This is a genomic window from Flavobacterium stagni (genome assembly GCF_004122105.1).
Classification (GTDB): domain Bacteria; phylum Bacteroidota; class Bacteroidia; order Flavobacteriales; family Flavobacteriaceae; genus Flavobacterium; species Flavobacterium stagni.
In genome coordinates this window covers 263,429-282,279 of sequence record NZ_SBKN01000004.1, presented here as the reverse complement: position 1 = coordinate 282,279, position 18,851 = coordinate 263,429, and the positions used below count along the sequence as shown (strand labels likewise).

Sequence of the window (18,851 nt, the reverse complement as noted above, 5' to 3'; positions counted from 1 at the left end):
GAACAGGTTTTCTTTTTTTATTCTAAAGCCAAGGTAATTTGACCGTCGTCATCCAATTCGGTGGGAATATCAGGGTTTTCGCCTTCTTCCCCTTCCGTTGGGGCTATTACTTCCGGTTCTTCTTCGGGTTCTTCATACGGCAACGGATCCAATAGATTCACTTGTTTCAGTTTATCAGCCGTCAATTGGTTGCCGAGCGCTTTAATCCCTTTTACAGCTATAAATTGCTCCAAATCGACCACCTGATTTTCCTTTTGCACGCCTTTCACTTTGGCATAAATCACCTCAGCTACAGGACGCCAATCGGTAGAGACAATCTCTAATTGGGATTTCTCGTGTTCCGAAATAAAGATTTCCTCCTTATTTTCATTTTCTACCAAGAAACGTTTGACAAAATAGCGTTCTTTTTCGCCATCGTAATAAATACAAGAAATCGGTTTCTTCGGATTCCATTTTTCCAATACGATCATGTCTTCGTCAAAGTGGGTCGTCAACTCCGGAATAATTGTTTTCAGTTTTCCACTTTGGTTGATGATCAACAACCGATCGTTGGGTTTGAATTCGCCCAAGAGTTCGCCCCGACCATCCACATTCAAGCGTTGTACTGTATCGTCAAACCATACTTTACGCGGACGGAGCGTCGAAATCCCTTTTTCCTTCAATTCAATTTTCTTGATCGGGTATTTACTCACGGTATTACCGCGGGAGGCCCGACCCTTAATCATGATTTCGGCAAAGTCGACATCCCATTTCAGTTTTTTCACACTACCCACTTGGCGCAACAAAATGGTCACGGTTTCAGCTTCACCATTCGGATTCGCAGAGAAATACAAAACCATACTGCCCGCTTTTTCTTGGGTTAAGTCATAAAACTTATCGCGAGTAACGCCACTTACGTTAAAACGTTTGATAAACGAAGCGCCGTTCTTCCCGTCGCGGTAAATCATATTGTAAATGGTGCGTTTGTCGTTTTTGTCAAAAACCGCCACATGGATTATGTCTTTCCCGATGAACTTTTTATCGTCCACTTTGGAAATCATCATTTTCCCATCGCGCAAAAACACAATCACATCATCAATATCCGAGCAATCGGCGACGTATTCATCGCGTTTTAAACTCGTACCGATGAAACCTTCCTCACGGTTAACGTACAATTTGGTATTGCGCAACACCACTTTCGTAGCTTCGATGGTATCGAAATTGCGAATTTCCGTTTGTCGTTCCCGCCCTTTGCCGTATTTGTCTTTGATGTTTTGGAAAAACGCTATAGCATAGTCGGTCAAATGATCCAAGTCGTGTTTCACTTGCTCCATTTCAGCTTCCAATTTGGCAATGGCGTCATCCGCTTTATCCGAATCAAATCGCGTAATACGAATCATCGGAATCTGCGTCAGCTTTTGCAAATCGTCGTCGTGGATATCGCGAACGAAATCCTTTTTAAACGGCTCAAATCGTTGGTACAAGTACTGGTATAAATTTTCGCGATCGGAGTACAATTTGAAATCGATGTACATTTCTTCCCGAATGAAAATCTTCTCCAAAGTGGACAAATGCCACTTGTTTTCGAGTTCGTCCAACTGGATTTCCAACTCGCGTTTGAGCAGGTTTTTGGTGCGTTCGGTCGAAATGCGCAACATTTCCGAAACGCCCATAAATATCGGATTGTTATCGACAATCACACAGCCCAGTGGCGCAATGGACGTTTCACAAGCCGTGAACGCATACAAAGCATCAATGGTTTTATCGGGAGACACGCCGGGCGGTAGATGAATTAGAATCTCTACTTCTGCAGCCGTATTGTCTTCAATTTTTTTGACTTTGATTTTCCCTTTCTCATTCGCTTTCAAAATACTATCAATCAAGGTCGATGTATTCGTTGAAAACGGAATTTGAGTAATCACCAACGTTTGCTTATCCAATTGCGAGATTTTGGCACGAACGCGTACACGACCGCCGCGCATCCCGTCATTATAATTGGACATATCGGCAATACCCGCTGTGGGGAAATCAGGGTAAATGGTAAACGACTTTCCTTTCAACACCTTGATGGAGGCGTCAATGAGTTCGTTGAAATTATGCGGTAAGATCTTGGTCGACAAACCCACCGCAATTCCTTCTGCTCCTTGTGCGAGCAATAACGGAAACTTTACGGGTAAATGAATCGGTTCATTTTTACGACCGTCATAGCTGAGTTGCCAATTGGTTACTTTGGGTGAATACAAAATATCCTGCCCCAATTTGGAAATACGTGCTTCGATATATCGGGAAGCCGCAGCCCCGTCACCGGTGAGGATATTCCCCCAGTTTCCTTGCATATCGATGAGCAAGTCTTTTTGACCGATTTGCACGATGGCATCTCCAATACTCGCATCCCCGTGCGGATGGTACTGCATGGTATGTCCTACGATATTCGCCACTTTGTTGTAGCGACCGTCGTCCAACTCTTTCATGGAGTGCATAATACGACGTTGCACGGGTTTGAATCCATCCTCAATCGCAGGCACCGCACGCTCTAGGATTACATACGACGCATAATCCAAGAACCAATCCTTGTACATACCGGTTACTTTGGTAATGGTATCTTCCGGATTTTCGTTGTTTTCGTAAAAATGACTGCCAGAAGCGGGACGAATTACGTCGTCAAAACCTTCTTCCGTGTGCTCTTGCGGTGTATCGTTACCTGAATCGTCTTGCGATCCATCTTCATTGGGAACGATATCCTCTTCTTCGTCTCTCATATTTAGCTGCTAAGACGCTAAGCCGCTGTGTCACTGAGTTTGAACCTCGTCCAATACTTTAATCACTACTACGACTTCGCGCTTCTAATTATATTTACTTTCATTTAACAACCTCTCGCTCAGCTACTCAGAAACTTAGTAACTCAGAAGCTTAATTCTCCAACACATCCAACTCCACCTTCAAATTATTGATAATGAAATCTTGGCGGTCTGGGGTGTTTTTGCCCATATAAAACTCCAATAACGTTTCAATCGACGTGGCTTTATCCAGCATCACGGGATCGAGTCGGATATCTTCGCCAATGAAATACTTGAACTCATCGGGCGAAATTTCACCTAATCCCTTGAATCGCGTGATTTCGGGTTTGGGTTTTAACTTTTCAATGGCCGCGACACGTTCCTCGTCGCTGTAGCAATAGATGGTTTCTTTTTTGTTGCGGACCCGGAAAAGTGGCGTTTGCAAAATAAACAAATGCCCTTCTTTGATTAATTCGGGAAAAAACTGCAAGAAAAATGTAATCAACAACAAACGAATGTGCATCCCGTCGACGTCGGCATCGGTGGCGATTACAATATTGTTGTAGCGCAAGCTGTCGTAATCTTCTTCAATATCCAAAGCCGCTTGGAGTAAGTTGAACTCCTCATTTTCATACACAATCTTTTTGGACATGCCATAGGAATTCAACGGCTTCCCACGTAAACTAAAAACAGCTTGCGTATTCACGTCCCGACTTTTGGTGATCGAACCCGAAGCCGAGTCCCCCTCTGTGATGAACAAGGTACTTTCGAGGCAGCGTTCATTTTTGGAATCGGTAAGGTGAATGCGGCAATCGCGGAGTTTTTTATTGTGCAAACTCGCTTTCTTCGCACGGTCGCGGGCTAACTTACGGATGCCCGACAGTTCTTTGCGTTCGCGTTCCGCTTGCAATATCTTTTTCAATAACGCTTCGGCCGCTTCTGGATTTTTATGCAAATAATTATCCAATTTGGTCGACACAAAGTCGTTGATGAAAGTTCGAATGGAAGGACCATCGGGACCGATATCAGTGGAACCTAATTTGGTTTTGGTTTGGGACTCAAAAACGGGCTCTTCGACTTTCACCGAAACGGCCGCTACAATCGACTTACGAATATCCGACGCTTCGAAGTTTTTATTGTAAAAATCCCGTATCGTTTTCACCACCGATTCGCGGAAAGCGTTCAAGTGCGTTCCTCCTTGGGTGGTATTTTGTCCGTTGACAAATGAGTGGTATTCCTCCGAGTATTGCGTTTTACTATGGGTAAGGGCAAATTCGATATCATCACCCACCAAATGGATAATCGGATATACCGAATCTTCTTCCGTGATGGTTTCTTGTAATAAATCCTTTAAACCGTAATCGGAATAGTATTTTTCGCCATTGAAATAAATCGTCAAACCGGTATTAAGGTAGCAGTAGTTTTTCAACATCCGCACCACATATTCGTTGCGGTATTTGTAGTTTTTGAAAATAGTATCGTCGGCGATAAACGAGACTTTGGTACCGCGGCGTTTGGTCGATTCTTGAATATCTTCTTCCACAGTTAAATTCCCTGCTGAGAATTCAGCTGCTTTTTGTTGGTTATCCCGAACCGATTCCACACGGAAAAAGTTGGACAACGCATTCACGGCTTTGGTACCGACTCCATTTAAACCCACTGATTTTTTGAAGGCTTTGGAATCGTATTTTCCACCGGTATTCATTTTGGACACTACATCCACCACTTTCCCTAGTGGGATACCACGACCATAATCGCGAACGGTCACTAATTTATCTTTGATGGTTACCTCGATGGTTTTTCCTGTACCCATAACAAATTCGTCGATACAGTTATCAATGACCTCTTTGACTAGGATATAAATACCATCATCGGGCGAAGAACCGTCACCTAACTTTCCGATGTACATCCCCGGACGCATCCGGATGTGTTCTTTCCAGTCGAGTGAGCGTATATTATCTTCATTATATTGCACCTGTTCAGCCATAATCCAAAACGTAACGATTTTCAGCTAATATAAGGTTTCCGAGGCGGTTTTGGAAGGCAAAAAAAGGAAAGTTATTAAAAATGTTTTTGACAGGTTTTTACACTAATAAGGTGTCATTTTAGCTTATCTGTGCATTTGAATTTTGTAAGTGGCTAAGTGTACATCATCAATAAATATATGCAAAAACCGACCGATATTTCGATCAATAATAATTTCGAATTCAATACAATTTTCACCTATTTTATGAACTTCCGGATAGCTGTACTCTCCCTCCTTTTTTAAAGAGTAGGAGAGCGAACTGAATACGGGCAAATCGTAGATTACAAATTTTACTTTTTCACCCAATTTACGTTGAATCACACCGGTTTGAGGTTCTGCAATATAAAACGTTTGTGTCATTTCATTTACGGGAACCATAACTCGATTTAAATAGTCCCTTTTATTTATTGGAGTTCCCATCCATTCGCCATTTTCAGGATAATGTTCATTGAAAAAAAGTGTTGGTTTTGTATTAAAATAAAAGGAATTGTATTTTGAATAAAATTTTTGTTCACCTGAATCAACATAACCTGCACCCCAAGTGGCATCCAACAAAATCCAATTTCCATTGACATAAACGGTATTCCAAGCATGTGAAATAGCTATTCTTCGCCTTCCGATATCAAATTTATTATTGCGTGCATCACCAACCTCAACATTGACAACTAAACCAGCTTGTTGTGCAATCCGCTGATACAAATAGGAATATCCCGAACAAATGGCTAAATTTTTCCGAAAAGCGCGATCAATTATGGCGTCTTTACGTTTTTGGTTTTCCCTTTCACATTCGTCTTTTGTGGTACATCGAATTGGTTTTTCTTTTTTTGGTTTTAAATATCTTTTGACATCATAGCGCACATGTGAAGTAACCCAAACATAAATAGCTCGGGCTCTTTCATATTCGGTTTGAAAATCAATTTTTATTTTTTGTGCTAATTCTTCAGTAGATGAAAATCGATTTGGGTATTGAAAAACCAAATTATCTATTTCTTCATCTGTACGATTTTGTGCAAAGGAAAATAAAGAAAGAAAGAAAATTAAAACTAAAGGCTTCAATCGCTTAAAATTTAAGTTTATAAAAATAGTAAATTCTATTTTTTACTAAACTTTTTCAACTTCAAATTCAATTCTTTCGGGTTAAAAGGTTTGATAATGTATTCATTGATTCCGATTTCAAGGGCACGTTCCAAATAGCCATACGATGCCGAAGCCGTCAAGGCAATAATGGGAATTTGTGTGTCTGTTTCACGAATGATACGAGTGGCCTCATAGCCATCCATCACGGGCATAGACAAATCCATTAAAATCACATCATAATTCCCTTTTTCATGCATTTGTACACCGATTAAGCCGTTTTCTGCCACTTCGACCTGTACACCCCAATGACTCATGATTTTTTCCGCAATTTTGATGTTGATTTTGTTGTCTTCCACCAATAAAACTTGCAATCCATTTAACATCACTTCGGTTTGACCGTCATCGTGCAAATGGGCTGTGGCGGTTTGGGAATCAACGGGTAAGCTGAGGGTAAAATAAAAATTAGTTCCGAAGCCCAACTTACTTTCAAAGGCGATATCCGAGTCAAACAAATGCAACAAACGTTTGGTGATTACAAGTCCGAGCCCCGTTCCCCCAAACTGGCGAGACGTGCGGGTTTCGGCTTGGGAAAACTTTTCAAAAATAGAGGTAAATTGTGCTTTATCGATACCAATCCCCGTGTCGATTACTTCCACTTTAAATGTCGAAATGCCGCCGGTTACGTCCAACTGACTCAACCGAATGGTAATCAATCCCTTTTGGGTAAACTTTATGGCATTGGACACTAAATTGGTGATGATTTGGTTCATCCGCAACGGGTCGCTAACTACATTGGACACAAAATTAGGATCGATTTCCAGTCGAATTTTATTCAGGTTCTCATTGGCGCGCGCCTGAAGTGCACGGGCAATTTGTTGGACCAAACTTTTAAAATCAAAGGGAATTTTCTCCAAATCGATTTTCCCGGCTTCAATTTTATTAAAGTCTAAGATGTCATTTATGAGTAAGAACAGATTTTGTGCTGAAAGCTTGAGTACTTCAATATTTTCCCGGTAACTCTCCAACGAATCCTCTTTTTCCATAATGTACACGAGTCCGATGATCGCGTTCAAAGGCGTTCGAATCTCATGACTCATGATCGAAAGAAACTCCGACTTGGCTTCATTGGCGTTTTCAGCGTCAATTTTAGCCTGGTTGAGTTGCATTTGGTATTCGTGCTTGATTTCAATTTCACGGTTGAGAATATGAATTAAATTCAGCAGATTGGCCTCTCCTTCCAACGGTTTACTATCACCATTTAATTGTTGTATAAGTTCAATTAAACGGGCTTCAAAGAGTTGTTTTTTGGCTAATTCCTCTTTGAGTCGGTTATTGATCTCAAAATACTCTTGGTCATTGAGCAAGGTAGAATGTTCAAAGAGTTCGGCCTCTTTTTCATAATTGAGATACGTTTGATTGATCACTTCGATAAAAGCGGCCAATTCGGGAGAATTCGTTAAATTATTTTCCGATAAATACTTATCAATCTGTCGGTTTAAATGGCGGTGGAGCAAGGTTCTATCCATAAAAAATTACGCTTCATACATCGTTGCAATGGTCATTGTTTGATTGTGCAACTCACATCCTAGTTTGTGTTTATTGGGTGAAATTTCGCCATAGGAATAAAATCCGAACAATACGGTTTCGCTCCCTAATGTATTCTTTATTACTTCTAATTCTTCTTCAATTCGTTCAGCCAAAACGATGCGACGCCCAACACAACTGACCAAGAATGCGATTTGGGGAGGATGGGGTAAACTATTCCGAATGTGTTTGGCCGCTTCTGCTGCTGCATCGACCAATCGATCCATATTGCCCCGCATTAAGCGTACACGAGCACCAACTGGTAAATCTCCTGCGAAAGTCATGGACTTCTGTGTTTCATCAATTGATAAAATCGTTCGTACTACCGATTCTGCATCGGGTGTTTCTTTCATAGATAATGGGAAATAAAGTGCTGAACCCGGCAATTCATCGGCATATTTCCCGAGGTATTCTTTGTATAAATCCAACGCATAGCGATCGCCAATTTTATACAACACGTTTTTATCGGATTGGGTTACTTCGCGCTCCGGACCAAAATCGGCCCAACCGCCTTCACTCGCAAATCCGAATTCTAGTCCTTCACCATAGAAACCAACAGCAACAATTTTACCCGGAGATGCATCGATATTGAGTCCGACCACTGTTTTTTCAAAACTAAATTCGTCCCCAGCCAAACCGCCAAAGAATGGAATTTTTCCTTGGGTTTGTTGCCCTAATACTTGGATTAATTCCGATCCATTGACATGCGTTCCTTCTGACAATACTAAAATCGCTCTCAAATCAGGTGCTGTCAATTCATCGTGCACTTTCGAACCTAACTGTTGAATGGAATCACCATCTAAAACATCATAGACAACCGATTTAATTTTTGCCTTATCAAATTCAACTGCTGTAGCCACAATGGATTCTTCAATTTGGACTTGATTCGAAATTTGTCCCGAAGAGGAACAAATTACGATAGTCGCGTTTGGGTAAATTTGCCGTAAGGTTGAATAAGGTTGGACCGTATCGAGCAATGTGCGCTGTCCAAAAGCGAGTACCAAATGGGCATTATCAGCGGAAAAACTCGGACTTTCATTCAGGCATTTACTAACTAAATTGGAGTCTAGTAAAATTTGGCGCGTTTTCATTATAGAGTTGTTGTTTGTTTCTCAATAAATATATAAAAAATACTTATGCTATTTATTAAAAACCAAATATTTCAGTTGCACCTATTCTTTTGAAAAACAAAAGAGAACAAAATAATACTACAAATCAAAATTCCGATTTTAAATCATGAATCTTTTCTAACTGTATGATTTTAGCTATTTTCTAAAAACATCATTATGAAGAAAAACTAAACAGTTGGATGACAATTTTCTGGTTCATTTAAAATAAAAAAAAATGAACTAAAAGTCAGTTTTTTTTATGACTGAAAAAGGAACGCATAAAAAAACACGACCGAAGCCGTGTTTGATATAAGTAGTTAACTTGAAAAGTTACACATTAAATCTAAAATGCATTACATCGCCATCTTTCACGATGTATTCTTTACCTTCTACACGGAGTTTTCCCGCTTCTTTCACTTTCGCTTCAGAACCAAAAGTTACATAATCATCATAAGCAATAACTTCCGCACGGATAAAACCTTTTTCAAAATCGGTGTGAATTACGCCAGCCGCTTTTGGAGCGGTATCACCTACGTGGATGGTCCAAGCGCGAACTTCTTTGACACCGGCTGTAAAATAGGTTTGTAAGTCTAATAATTTGTAGGCAGCACGAATCAATTTAGAAACACCCGGTTCTTCCAAGCCCATGTCTTCTAAAAACATTTGGCGTTCTTCATAGGTTTCTAATTCAGTGATATCGGCTTCGGTAGCTACTGCTAATACAATCACTTCTGCATTTTCAGATTTTACCAATTCTCTAACTTGCTCTACATATTGATTACCGTTTACAGCGGCGCTTTCGTCTACATTACATACATACAAAACAGGTTTGGTCGTAATTAATTGGAAGGCTTCTAATAAATCGGCTTCGTCTTGGTTTTGTGCGACAACCGTTCGCGCAGATTTTCCTTGCAATAACAAATCGCGAATTTGGTTCAACAACGATTGTTCCAAAACGGCTTCTTTAAGACCTGCTTTTGCGGTACGGTTCACTTTTTCCAAGCGTTTTTCAACCGTTTCCAAGTCTTTTAATTGCAATTCAATATCGATGGTTTCTTTGTCGCGAATCGGATTTACATTTCCGTCAACGTGTACGATATTGTCATTATCAAAACAACGCAACACGTGGATGATGGCATTACATTCTCTAATATTGGCCAAGAATTGATTTCCTAATCCTTCGCCTTTACTCGCCCCTTTCACCAATCCAGCGATGTCTACAATTTCAACGGTAGCAGGCAATACACGTTCGGGATTCACTAATTCTTCTAACTTTTCCAAACGTGGATCGGGTACGTTTACCACACCAATATTGGGTTCGATCGTACAAAAAGGAAAGTTGGCACTCTGCGCTTTCGCATTGGACAAACAGTTAAATAAAGTTGATTTTCCGACGTTGGGTAACCCCACGATTCCTGCTTTCATTAGAATTGAATTTTAAAAGTGCGCAAATATACGGCATTCAACCCATTTACAAAACAGCGAATTAGGGTTCGTCGGCAATACTCTTAATAATCGTCTCTTCTTCGGGAGTAGGTATCAATCCCGACACATTCCAATAGTCGGTTAAAATTTTATCTTTCAAATTAAACAAAGCCTTATCCTTAAAGACTTCGCTTTCTTTGAATGTAAATTCATTTTGGCTAAAATTGGTCGTGACAAAATAGTTTCTCACTTCAATTTCGGTGCGAATTTCTTTTTTGTCTACCCGTTCAAATCCGATTTCTTCACGGGAGGAAAGTAAGTAATATTCATGTTCACCGTTAAATCGGTAACTATTTTTAAAATTGGATTTGTACATATTGCGAGCGCCCACTGCCGTTTTCTCATGGGCATTAGCCACAGAATTGGGGGTGACCGAGGAACTCACTTCGATGATTACTTTTTTCTTTTTATCATAAATAATCGAATAATCGTCTTTAAATCCTTTGACGGGATCGAGCGCATTGACCACCATCAGGTAATAATTATCGTTTTTGGTATAGGATTTAATTACAAAATCGTAGTCCTTTTTAGCACGGGCTTCCAACAACGGTTCGAGGTATTTGAAATTGTAATAATTCTCCATGATATTGTTCAAATCGTAGCCCAACAAATCATTGGGAACATCGGTATCTATCAAACCGATGGAACGATTTTGCTCTACTAAAATGGAATTTTTAAAATCTTTATTTTTCCCAGAAATCTGAAAATTCATCAAGCCATCGTTGTAAAATACATAATTCCCATTGCGTTTAAAAAACTCACGGGAATAGACTTTTAATCGGCACGGCGTGGTGAGTTTCGCTACCGAATTTTCGATTAAGGTTTTGAGGATTTTTTGGGGATGTTGTTTGGTAATAATGATTTCGTCCAAGGTATTGACCACACTTTTCAGTAATACCACATTCTCTTTTTCTTTGAGAGCGGTTGAACGCAGCGTTTGTGTTTCGTATTGCGTATGCGTAATTTGAATACTGGAAACTCCGGTTAAGGCAAACGAAACCCTGCCTTCAGCATTGCTCAAGTGGTTTTGTTTGGTGCGCAAAACAGTGACGGTAACATCATCGATTGGGGCGAGTGTTTCAGCGTCTTTAAGGATCAAATGAATGTCTCCTAGTTGGGCGTTGGTTAACGAGAAATGGAAGACCAACATTAGTAGCAGTAATCTTCTCATGGCGTTAGGGGTTTGACCCAAATTTAAGAAAATTCCATTACAAATGTTAAAACCGTACAGAAAAAACACAAAAAAACACCTGAATTACGTCAGGTGTTTGGTGTTTTAAGCTAAAATTTTGCTTATTCGTTATGTAAAAAAGCTTGACGATTCAACAACGTCTCTTCGCTTTCCACATGATTATCATCGGGGATACAACAGTCAACGGGACAAACAGCCGCACATTGAGGTTCTTCGTGAAACCCTTTACATTCGGTACATTTACCCGGAACGATGTAATACAAATCGTCTGAGATGGGTTTCTGAGGCGCATCGGCATCGACTTCTGTTCCGTCGGGTAAAACGATTTTTCCACGTAATTTAGTTCCGTCTTTGTACCGCCAATCGTCAGCACCTTCGTAGATTGCCGTGTTCGGACATTCAGGTTCACACGCTCCGCAGTTAATACATTCGTCAGTTATAATGATTGCCATAGCGAAATTTATTAATTTTGCGCAAATTTACAATCAATACCCTTCATACACAAGCAACCTATGTTACAAATCGATAAAAAAACCGCTTTACTGCAATTGGGTCAGTTTTTACAGCAATTTGGAACTGAACAACCCATCAAAAATTCGGCGGTATTACACAACGATTTGTTTTTTGACCGCATGTTAGGTCATATCGAAACGGCGCAACACTACAACGGTTGGTTTACCCCCGAACAAATGCGATTTGCGGTACAATCCTGGGCAGCAGCATTGACGAAAAGTAATCTAGACACCTGGTTGGAAGGCTATGATTTTTCAGAAACTTCACCCAAAACAATTGGATTAGTATTAGCCGGTAACATTCCGCTTGTGGGTTTTCATGATGTACTGAGTGTTTTGGTTTCGGGGCATCACGCTTTGGTAAAAACCTCATCCAACGATCAAAAAATGGTTCCTTTTTTAGTGGAATATCTGATTGCTTGCCAACCCGAATTTCAAAATTGTATCACGTTTACGGAAGGGAAATTAGAAGGTTTTGAAGCTGTAATCGCCACGGGAAGCAACAATACGGCCCGTTATTTTGAGTATTATTTCAAAGACAAACCGTCCATTATTCGTAAAAACCGAAATTCGGTGGCGGTTTTGGATGGAACAGAATCCAAAGAAGACTTGATTCAGTTGGGCGAAGATATTTTCCGTTATTTTGGATTGGGCTGTCGTAATGTATCCAAACTTTTTGTTCCCGAAGGCTATTCCTTTGCTACTTTTTTTGAAGCGATGTACACCTATAATGATTTGATCCAGTACGACAAATATGCCAATAACTACGACTACAACAAAGCCGTTTATTTAATGAGCTTGTTTCCTATTTTGGATAATGGATTTTTAACTATTAAAGAAGATTCGGGTTATGCCTCTCCCATTTCGTCTGTTTTTTATGAATACTACTCGCATTTGGACGATGTAAAAAAACGACTTTCGGAAGAGGCCGATCAGTTGCAATGCATCGTATCCAACGAACTTATCCCCAACAGCATTCCGTTTGGAAAAACGCAACGCCCCGAACTTTGGGACTATGCCGATCATGTAAATACCTTGGATTTTTTAAAATCGATTTAAAAATTTTCTACATTTACATAAAAATGTAATTGTATGAAGCCACTCGTATTTGTATTCGCTTTTATTTCTTTAATCACTAATTCCCAAACCTTAACACCCGTATACCCTTCCTCAGGGTTTTCTGGTAATGCCTTTGGTAAGCGAGTCGCCTTGGATGACAACAACCATTTGTTTGCGACTACTCAAAACACCTCATTTAATGCACAAAAAGGTGCGATTTACCGATTTGATTATACATCAGGGAACGCAGTACAAACCAATTTTTATGAAGTTCCAACCTTGACAGCGGAAGACGATTTTGCTTATAGTTTAGATGTGAATCAAAACTTTGTTGTGGCAGGAGCACCGGGTAAAGATGGGTCGGTGGCGAACTCTGGAAGTGTCTACGTTTTTGAAAATTCAACACCAGGCACCTTAGTCCAAACCCTTACGGCACCCAATCCGGCGGCTGAGGATCAATTTGGAAAAAACATTCATCTTTTGGGTAATTTTTTATTCGTGAGTCAGGTTACCAGTTTAAGCGGCAATGCTGGTTCGGTGTATGTTTACCAATTCAATGGAACAGCTTATACATTCGTACAACAAATAACAGCACCTGGAACACCGTATTTTGGGAGCAAGATTTGGACACATAACAATCGAATTTATATTGGAAACGGGAATTTATATTACACCTCAGGTGACTTTCAATCGTTGAAGGCTTATGATTGGAACGGAAATTCTTGGATAGAGAATACGGCATTCAACTTTACGAATACTTCCGCCAATGTGATCAAAGACTTTGCATTCCATAATGACAACCTTCTCGTCTTAACCAATGATTACTCGGACAATTATCTAACACGTTTTGTTCACGATGGTTCGATGTGGACCAATTCAGCTACTATGAATCTAAATTACGGCGATTCTATGGTCAATGTCATGAAAATTGAGGGCGATTTTATGGCTATTGGGACGAATAATTATGTATTACAAATGGAGCGTAAATTTCCATTACGATTCTATCAATATGCAAACAATACTTGGAATCTCACTTTGACGCTATATGGCCAAGGCCCCGATTTACAAGATGATGCCTTTGGAAGCGTTATTGCTATGAACAATACGGGTTTAGCGATTGGATCGCCCCAAGAAAACAACCCTGGTCCTTATGATGGTAAAGCGTATTACGTTCCCTTTTCAAGTTTGGGAAATCCTACATTTTTAACAGCTACTTTGAATATCGCTCCCAATCCAGCTCATGAATACATTCAAATAACGGCTGATTTTAATTACCAAAAATTGGCACTTTTTGATGTAAGCGGTAAATCGTTAGCATTTTCTACTGAAAATGGTAGAATTCCTATTACTCACTTGGAAAACGGAATGTATATTTTACAAGCAACTGACGAAAACGGTAAGATTTTCACAACAAAATTCTTAAAAAACTAATAAACTACTTATTAACTATAACGTTTTAGTTGATAAGTCGGAATGGAATCGAATTTACGAATTTCGGATATCTCTCATGTAATGTTGAAATTTGCACCCGAATGACAACACAACAATGAATTTATTCGGAATTTAATTATGAAAAAACACAATTACAGCGCGGGTCCGTGCATTTTACCTCAAGAAGTTTTTGAACAATCCGCACAAGCCCTTTTGGATTTTAACCAATCGGGATTGTCGATTCTAGAAATTTCGCACCGTAGTAAAGACTTTATCGCGGTGATGGAAGAAGCGCGTGCCTTAGTGCTTGAATTATTAGGATTGGAAGGCAAAGGCTATCAAGTGCTCTTTTTACAAGGAGGTGCCAGCATGGAATTTTTACGTGTTCCCTACAACTACATGAAAGTAGGCGGAAAAGCGGCCTATTTGGAAACCGGAACTTGGGCTTCCAATGCGATAAAAGAAGCGCAATTATTTGGTGAAACGGAAGTGGTTGCTTCGTCAAAAGCGGCTAATTTCAATTATATTCCCAAAGACTACACGATTCCAGCAGATGCTGATTATTTCCACTGCACGAGCAACAACACCATATTTGGCACCCAAATGAAATCATTTCCGAAAACGGATGTTCCTGTGATTTGTGATATGAGTTCGGACATCTTTTCACGCCAACTTGATTTCTCACAATTTGCTCTAATTTATGCCGGCGCACAGAAAAACATGGGTCCGGCTGGGACAACCTTAGTCGTGATCAAAGAAGAATTATTAGGAAAAACAGGTCGCACACTACCGAGCATGATGGACTACCAAAAACAAATTAAGGCCGAAAGCATGTATAATACGCCTGCAGTTTTTCCAGTTTATGCGTCTTTACTAACTTTGCAATGGTTAAAAAAACAAGGCGGAATCGCAGGAATTGAGCAAATAAACGCCGCAAAAGCAGCGTTGTTGTATGCTGAAATCGATCGCAATCCGTTGTTTGAAGGTACGGCCGCAGTGGAGGATCGCAGTGTGATGAATGCTACTTTCCTTCTCAAAGATGCTGCACAAACCGAAAAATTTGATGCCTTATGGAAAGCAGCGGGAATTTCGGGATTGAACGGTCACCGTTCGGTGGGTGGTTACCGCGCCTCGATGTACAACGCTTTGCCGTTGGAAAGTGTTCAAGTATTAGTAAACGCAATGCAAGAATTGGAGCGTTCGATTTAAACGGACTAGCCCGGATAGCAGCGGTATCCTTTTATGAAGCGTCAGCGGAATAAAAGATAAAGCGGATAGCCGGAACAGCTCCATAAAAAAAATAAAAAATGAAAGTTTTAGCAAATGATGGCATTTCCAAAAGTGGAATTGCAGCCTTGGAAAAAGGCGGATATGAAGTGATTACGACGAAAGTGGCTCAAGAGCAAGTGGCGAATTACATCAACGAAAAAGGAATTGAAGTGGTGTTGGTGCGCAGTGCCACTAAGATTCGTAAAGATATTATCGATGCTTGTCCTGGACTCAAAATCATCGGTCGCGGTGGAGTTGGAATGGACAATATTGATGTGGAATATGCCCGTAGTAAAGGCATTCATGTGATTAACACACCGGCCTCTTCGTCGGAAAGTGTAGCGGAATTAGTGTTTGCACACTTGTTTTCGGGTGTTCGCTTCTTGCACGATGCCAACCGCAACATGCCATTGGAAGGCGATTCTAATTTTGACGGTTTGAAAAAAGCCTATGCAAATGGAACGGAATTACGCGGTAAAACTCTGGGAATCATTGGATTTGGTCGTATTGGTCAAGCAGTCGCTAAAATGGCGTTGGGCTTGGGTATGCGCGTAATTGCTGCCGATAGTTTTATTGATAAAGCTTCGATTCGAGTTGAATTCTATAACGGACAATTTATTGATGTGGAGATTTTAACTGAACCGCTTCACGATGTATTGAAACATTCTGATTTTATTACGCTTCACGTTCCCTCGCAAGAAAAATACATTATTGATGCGGAGGAATTGGCGCTCATGAAAGACGGAGCGGGTATTGTGAACTGTGCCCGTGGCGGTGTGATTAATGAAGTGGCATTGGTTGAGGCCTTAGACAATGAAAAAATAGCTTTTGCCGGTTTGGATGTTTTTGAAAAAGAACCTCAACCTGAAATTCAAATCTTGATGCATCCCAAAATTTCGCTTACGCCTCATATTGGCGCGGCGACATTGGAAGCACAAGACCGAATTGGAACTGAATTGGCCGAACAGATTATCGGACTCTTAGGAAAAAAATAAGATCAATAAGCACTCTAACGGGTGCTTATTTTTTTGTTAAAACCGAATTATTATCAAGGAGTTAGCCTACTTTTTATTATTTTTAAAACATGAAAAAGTGTGTACTTGCAGGGATATTGATCATCGCCATTTGGGCTTGTGCTAGTCCGGCGCGTACAGCCAGTCAGGATCGTCATGAAGTAGCTCAAAAAGAAGACACGATTCGGATTGCCAATGATTCGCTTGAATATGAAGTAATTATTATCGAACCTGGATTCAACTCCTGGGTTAATGGTACGGCTCGGGGTCGGGGCTATTATTCTGAACAATTTTTAGAAAATCGCAACCGTATTTGGGTACAGGAATGGAACCGTAGAGTACTTCAGCCACAACAATACAATCCCAATCTGTATGAATTGCAAATCAATTATGATCCACATATTCATTACGGCTATGAGGTAAATTACTTGATTTATAATTATTTCATCTATTTTCAAATGCATTACAAACAAAAGTTGGGAACCTTTGACGTACGCCCTTAATTCCTTACTTTTGCACCATGGCAAGTTTCAAAGAACGATACAACATAACCTCTAATTGGCAGTATTTTGTCATTGTCGTTGTTTTTGCGCTTACCGGTTCGTCCTCTGCGTTAATTGCCAAACCATTATTACCGCTTTTAGGCATTACAAAAACGAGTTTGGCCTATCCGCTCTATTTGCTTTTGTATTTCTTAGTCATTTTCCCCATTTATCAAATTTTATTGGTCACTTTAGGTTTTCTCTTTGGTCAATTTAAATTCTTTTGGCAATTTGAAAAAAACATGTTGCGCGCTTTAAAATTGGGGTTCATCGCTGATTTTTTAGAAAAAAAATAAGGAACCGAAGTCCCTTAACTTTATTGTTTTTCTCCTAACAAGCGGAAGAAATCATCTCTAAATTCTTTCTTTTCAAAAATACCACCATATTGTAGAGTCGACGTAAAACTTGTCTCGTCTTTAATTCCACGACTGGACACACACAAATGCTTGGCTTCCATGACGACCATGACATCATCAGTATCCAGAACTTCTTTGAGTTCGTTGAATACTTGCATCACCATACGCTCTTGTACTTGGGGTCGGCGAGCGTAATAATCAACTATACGGTTTAATTTAGACAAACCAATCACTTTCCCGTTGGACACATAACCGATATGCGCTTTTCCAATGATGGGTAGAAAATGGTGTTCGCAAGTCGAATTGAAATTGATATTGGCTTCCACCAACATTTTATCGTAGTGGTAGGAATTTTCAAAAACAGAAATTTTCGGTTTATTGTCAGGATGTAAGCCTGAAAAAATTTCTTGAACAAACATTTTGGCCACACGATGGGGTGTGCCGCGTAGACTATCATCTGTAAGATCGAGTCCGAGCGCTTCCATGATTTGTTCAAAGTGGTGTTCGATTACCGTCATCTTCTCCGCATCCGATTTGACAAAGGCATCCGGACGTAAAGGGGTGTCGGCAGCGGTCATTTGGTGGTCATCACCAAGGATTTCAAATAATTCTTTTTCTGTGACGGTGCTCATGAGTGTAAATTTTGTTTAACAAATATACGTAACAATTAAACAAAAAGATGTTTTTAACGAATATTTAATAGCTGTAGAGTGGAGAAGTTTGGTCGATCAAACTTGGAATGTTCCCGTTTTTCTTTGTTTCTTTGTAAAAAATGTGACCCATGATTACAGCCAAAAATATTCAAAAACACTACGACCAATTGCACGTGCTTAAAGGGGTGGATTTGACCATTCAAAAAGGCGAAATTGTTTCTATAGTGGGCGCATCAGGGGCAGGTAAAACGACCCTTTTGCAAATTTTAGGAACGCTAGATTTAGCCGACAAAGGTACCTCGGAACTGGCTATTGACGGCGTGAATATTTTGGATTTAAACGACAAAAAACTATCGCTTTTTCGCAACCAAAAATTGGGTTTCATTTTTCAATTCCACCAACTCTTACCGGAGTTCACAGCCTTGGAAAATGTTTGCATTCCCGCTTTTATTGCCGGAAAATCGAAATCGGAAGCAGAAACCGCAGCTAAAAAACATCTAGAATACTTAGGATTAGGCGAACGCCTGCACCACAAACCCGCTGCGTTATCAGGTGGAGAGCAACAACGCGTGGCAGTAGCACGTGCCTTAATCAACAATCCGGCCGTGATTTTTGCGGATGAACCATCGGGAAATCTCGATACGGCCACAGCAGATAACTTGCACCAATTGTTTTTCAAATTGCGCGATGAATTGGGACAAACCTTTGTCATTGTTACACACAACGAAGAATTAGCCAATCAAGCCGATCGCAAATTGGTGATGGTTGACGGTAAAATTTCATAAGT

Annotated in this window: 16 protein-coding genes; 7 read left to right on the top strand and 9 right to left on the bottom strand. The window is 40.2% G+C overall.

Annotated features, from left to right (window positions below; all coding sequences use genetic code 11):
- Positions 1-17: 17 nt before the first annotated feature.
- The 8 genes from EQG61_RS08695 to EQG61_RS08660 form a co-directional block, all read right to left on the bottom strand.
- Positions 18-2,738 carry a DNA gyrase/topoisomerase IV subunit A gene (locus tag EQG61_RS08695; protein WP_129461534.1) on the bottom strand — a complete coding sequence of 907 codons (2,721 nt, stop codon included), beginning with the start codon at positions 2,736-2,738 and terminating at the stop codon, positions 18-20.
- A gap of 151 nt (positions 2,739-2,889) precedes the next feature.
- Positions 2,890-4,743 carry a DNA topoisomerase IV subunit B gene (locus EQG61_RS08690; protein ID WP_129461533.1) on the bottom strand — a complete coding sequence of 618 codons (1,854 nt, stop codon included), beginning with the start codon at positions 4,741-4,743 and terminating at the stop codon, positions 2,890-2,892.
- 123 nt (positions 4,744-4,866) lie between these two features.
- Positions 4,867-5,838 (bottom strand): transglutaminase domain-containing protein, encoded by a 972-nt coding sequence (locus tag EQG61_RS08685; RefSeq protein ID WP_164974916.1) that lies wholly within the window; start codon positions 5,836-5,838, stop codon positions 4,867-4,869.
- A 35-nt stretch (positions 5,839-5,873) separates the two neighbouring features.
- The gene (locus EQG61_RS08680) at positions 5,874-7,385 is read right to left on the bottom strand and encodes a response regulator (protein WP_129461531.1); all 1,512 of its coding nucleotides are present in this window, start codon (positions 7,383-7,385) and stop codon (positions 5,874-5,876) included.
- 6 nt (positions 7,386-7,391) lie between these two features.
- Positions 7,392-8,534 carry an FIST signal transduction protein gene (locus EQG61_RS08675; protein WP_129461530.1) on the bottom strand — a complete coding sequence of 381 codons (1,143 nt, stop codon included), beginning with the start codon at positions 8,532-8,534 and terminating at the stop codon, positions 7,392-7,394.
- Between the two features lie 348 nt (positions 8,535-8,882).
- Positions 8,883-9,977, bottom strand: a complete 1,095-nt coding sequence (gene ychF, locus EQG61_RS08670) for a redox-regulated ATPase YchF (protein ID WP_129461529.1) — start codon at positions 9,975-9,977, stop codon at positions 8,883-8,885.
- A gap of 61 nt (positions 9,978-10,038) precedes the next feature.
- A complete protein-coding gene (locus EQG61_RS08665) occupies positions 10,039-11,208 on the bottom strand; it encodes a hypothetical protein (protein ID WP_129461528.1) in 1,170 nt (389 codons plus the stop codon).
- 122 nt (positions 11,209-11,330) lie between these two features.
- On the bottom strand, positions 11,331-11,681 hold the full coding sequence (locus EQG61_RS08660) for a 4Fe-4S dicluster domain-containing protein (RefSeq protein ID WP_129461527.1): 351 nt from the start codon (positions 11,679-11,681) through the stop codon (positions 11,331-11,333).
- A 60-nt stretch (positions 11,682-11,741) separates the two neighbouring features.
- On the opposite strand from EQG61_RS08660, the gene EQG61_RS08655 reads away from it, so the two are divergent.
- From EQG61_RS08655 to EQG61_RS08630, 6 genes are all read left to right on the top strand, one after another.
- A complete protein-coding gene (locus tag EQG61_RS08655; protein WP_129461526.1) occupies positions 11,742-12,800 on the top strand; it encodes an acyl-CoA reductase in 1,059 nt (352 codons plus the stop codon).
- 33 nt (positions 12,801-12,833) lie between these two features.
- On the top strand, positions 12,834-14,231 hold the full coding sequence (locus tag EQG61_RS08650; protein ID WP_129461525.1) for a T9SS type A sorting domain-containing protein: 1,398 nt from the start codon (positions 12,834-12,836) through the stop codon (positions 14,229-14,231).
- 138 nt (positions 14,232-14,369) lie between these two features.
- Positions 14,370-15,440, top strand: a complete 1,071-nt coding sequence (gene serC, locus EQG61_RS08645) for a 3-phosphoserine/phosphohydroxythreonine transaminase (RefSeq protein ID WP_129461524.1) — start codon at positions 14,370-14,372, stop codon at positions 15,438-15,440.
- 98 nt (positions 15,441-15,538) lie between these two features.
- A complete protein-coding gene (locus EQG61_RS08640; protein ID WP_129461523.1) occupies positions 15,539-16,495 on the top strand; it encodes a D-2-hydroxyacid dehydrogenase in 957 nt (318 codons plus the stop codon).
- A gap of 89 nt (positions 16,496-16,584) precedes the next feature.
- Positions 16,585-17,016, top strand: a complete 432-nt coding sequence (locus EQG61_RS08635) for a DUF6146 family protein (RefSeq protein WP_129461522.1) — start codon at positions 16,585-16,587, stop codon at positions 17,014-17,016.
- A gap of 17 nt (positions 17,017-17,033) precedes the next feature.
- On the top strand, positions 17,034-17,351 hold the full coding sequence (locus tag EQG61_RS08630) for a DUF6787 family protein (RefSeq protein WP_129461521.1): 318 nt from the start codon (positions 17,034-17,036) through the stop codon (positions 17,349-17,351).
- 20 nt (positions 17,352-17,371) lie between these two features.
- Here the strand turns inward: EQG61_RS08630 and folE are convergent, their stop codons facing one another.
- Positions 17,372-18,043 carry a GTP cyclohydrolase I FolE gene (folE, locus tag EQG61_RS08625; protein ID WP_129461520.1) on the bottom strand — a complete coding sequence of 224 codons (672 nt, stop codon included), beginning with the start codon at positions 18,041-18,043 and terminating at the stop codon, positions 17,372-17,374.
- A gap of 149 nt (positions 18,044-18,192) precedes the next feature.
- On the opposite strand from folE, the gene EQG61_RS08620 reads away from it, so the two are divergent.
- Positions 18,193-18,849, top strand: a complete 657-nt coding sequence (locus tag EQG61_RS08620) for an ABC transporter ATP-binding protein (RefSeq protein WP_129461519.1) — start codon at positions 18,193-18,195, stop codon at positions 18,847-18,849.
- The last annotated feature ends 2 nt before the right edge of the window (positions 18,850-18,851 follow it).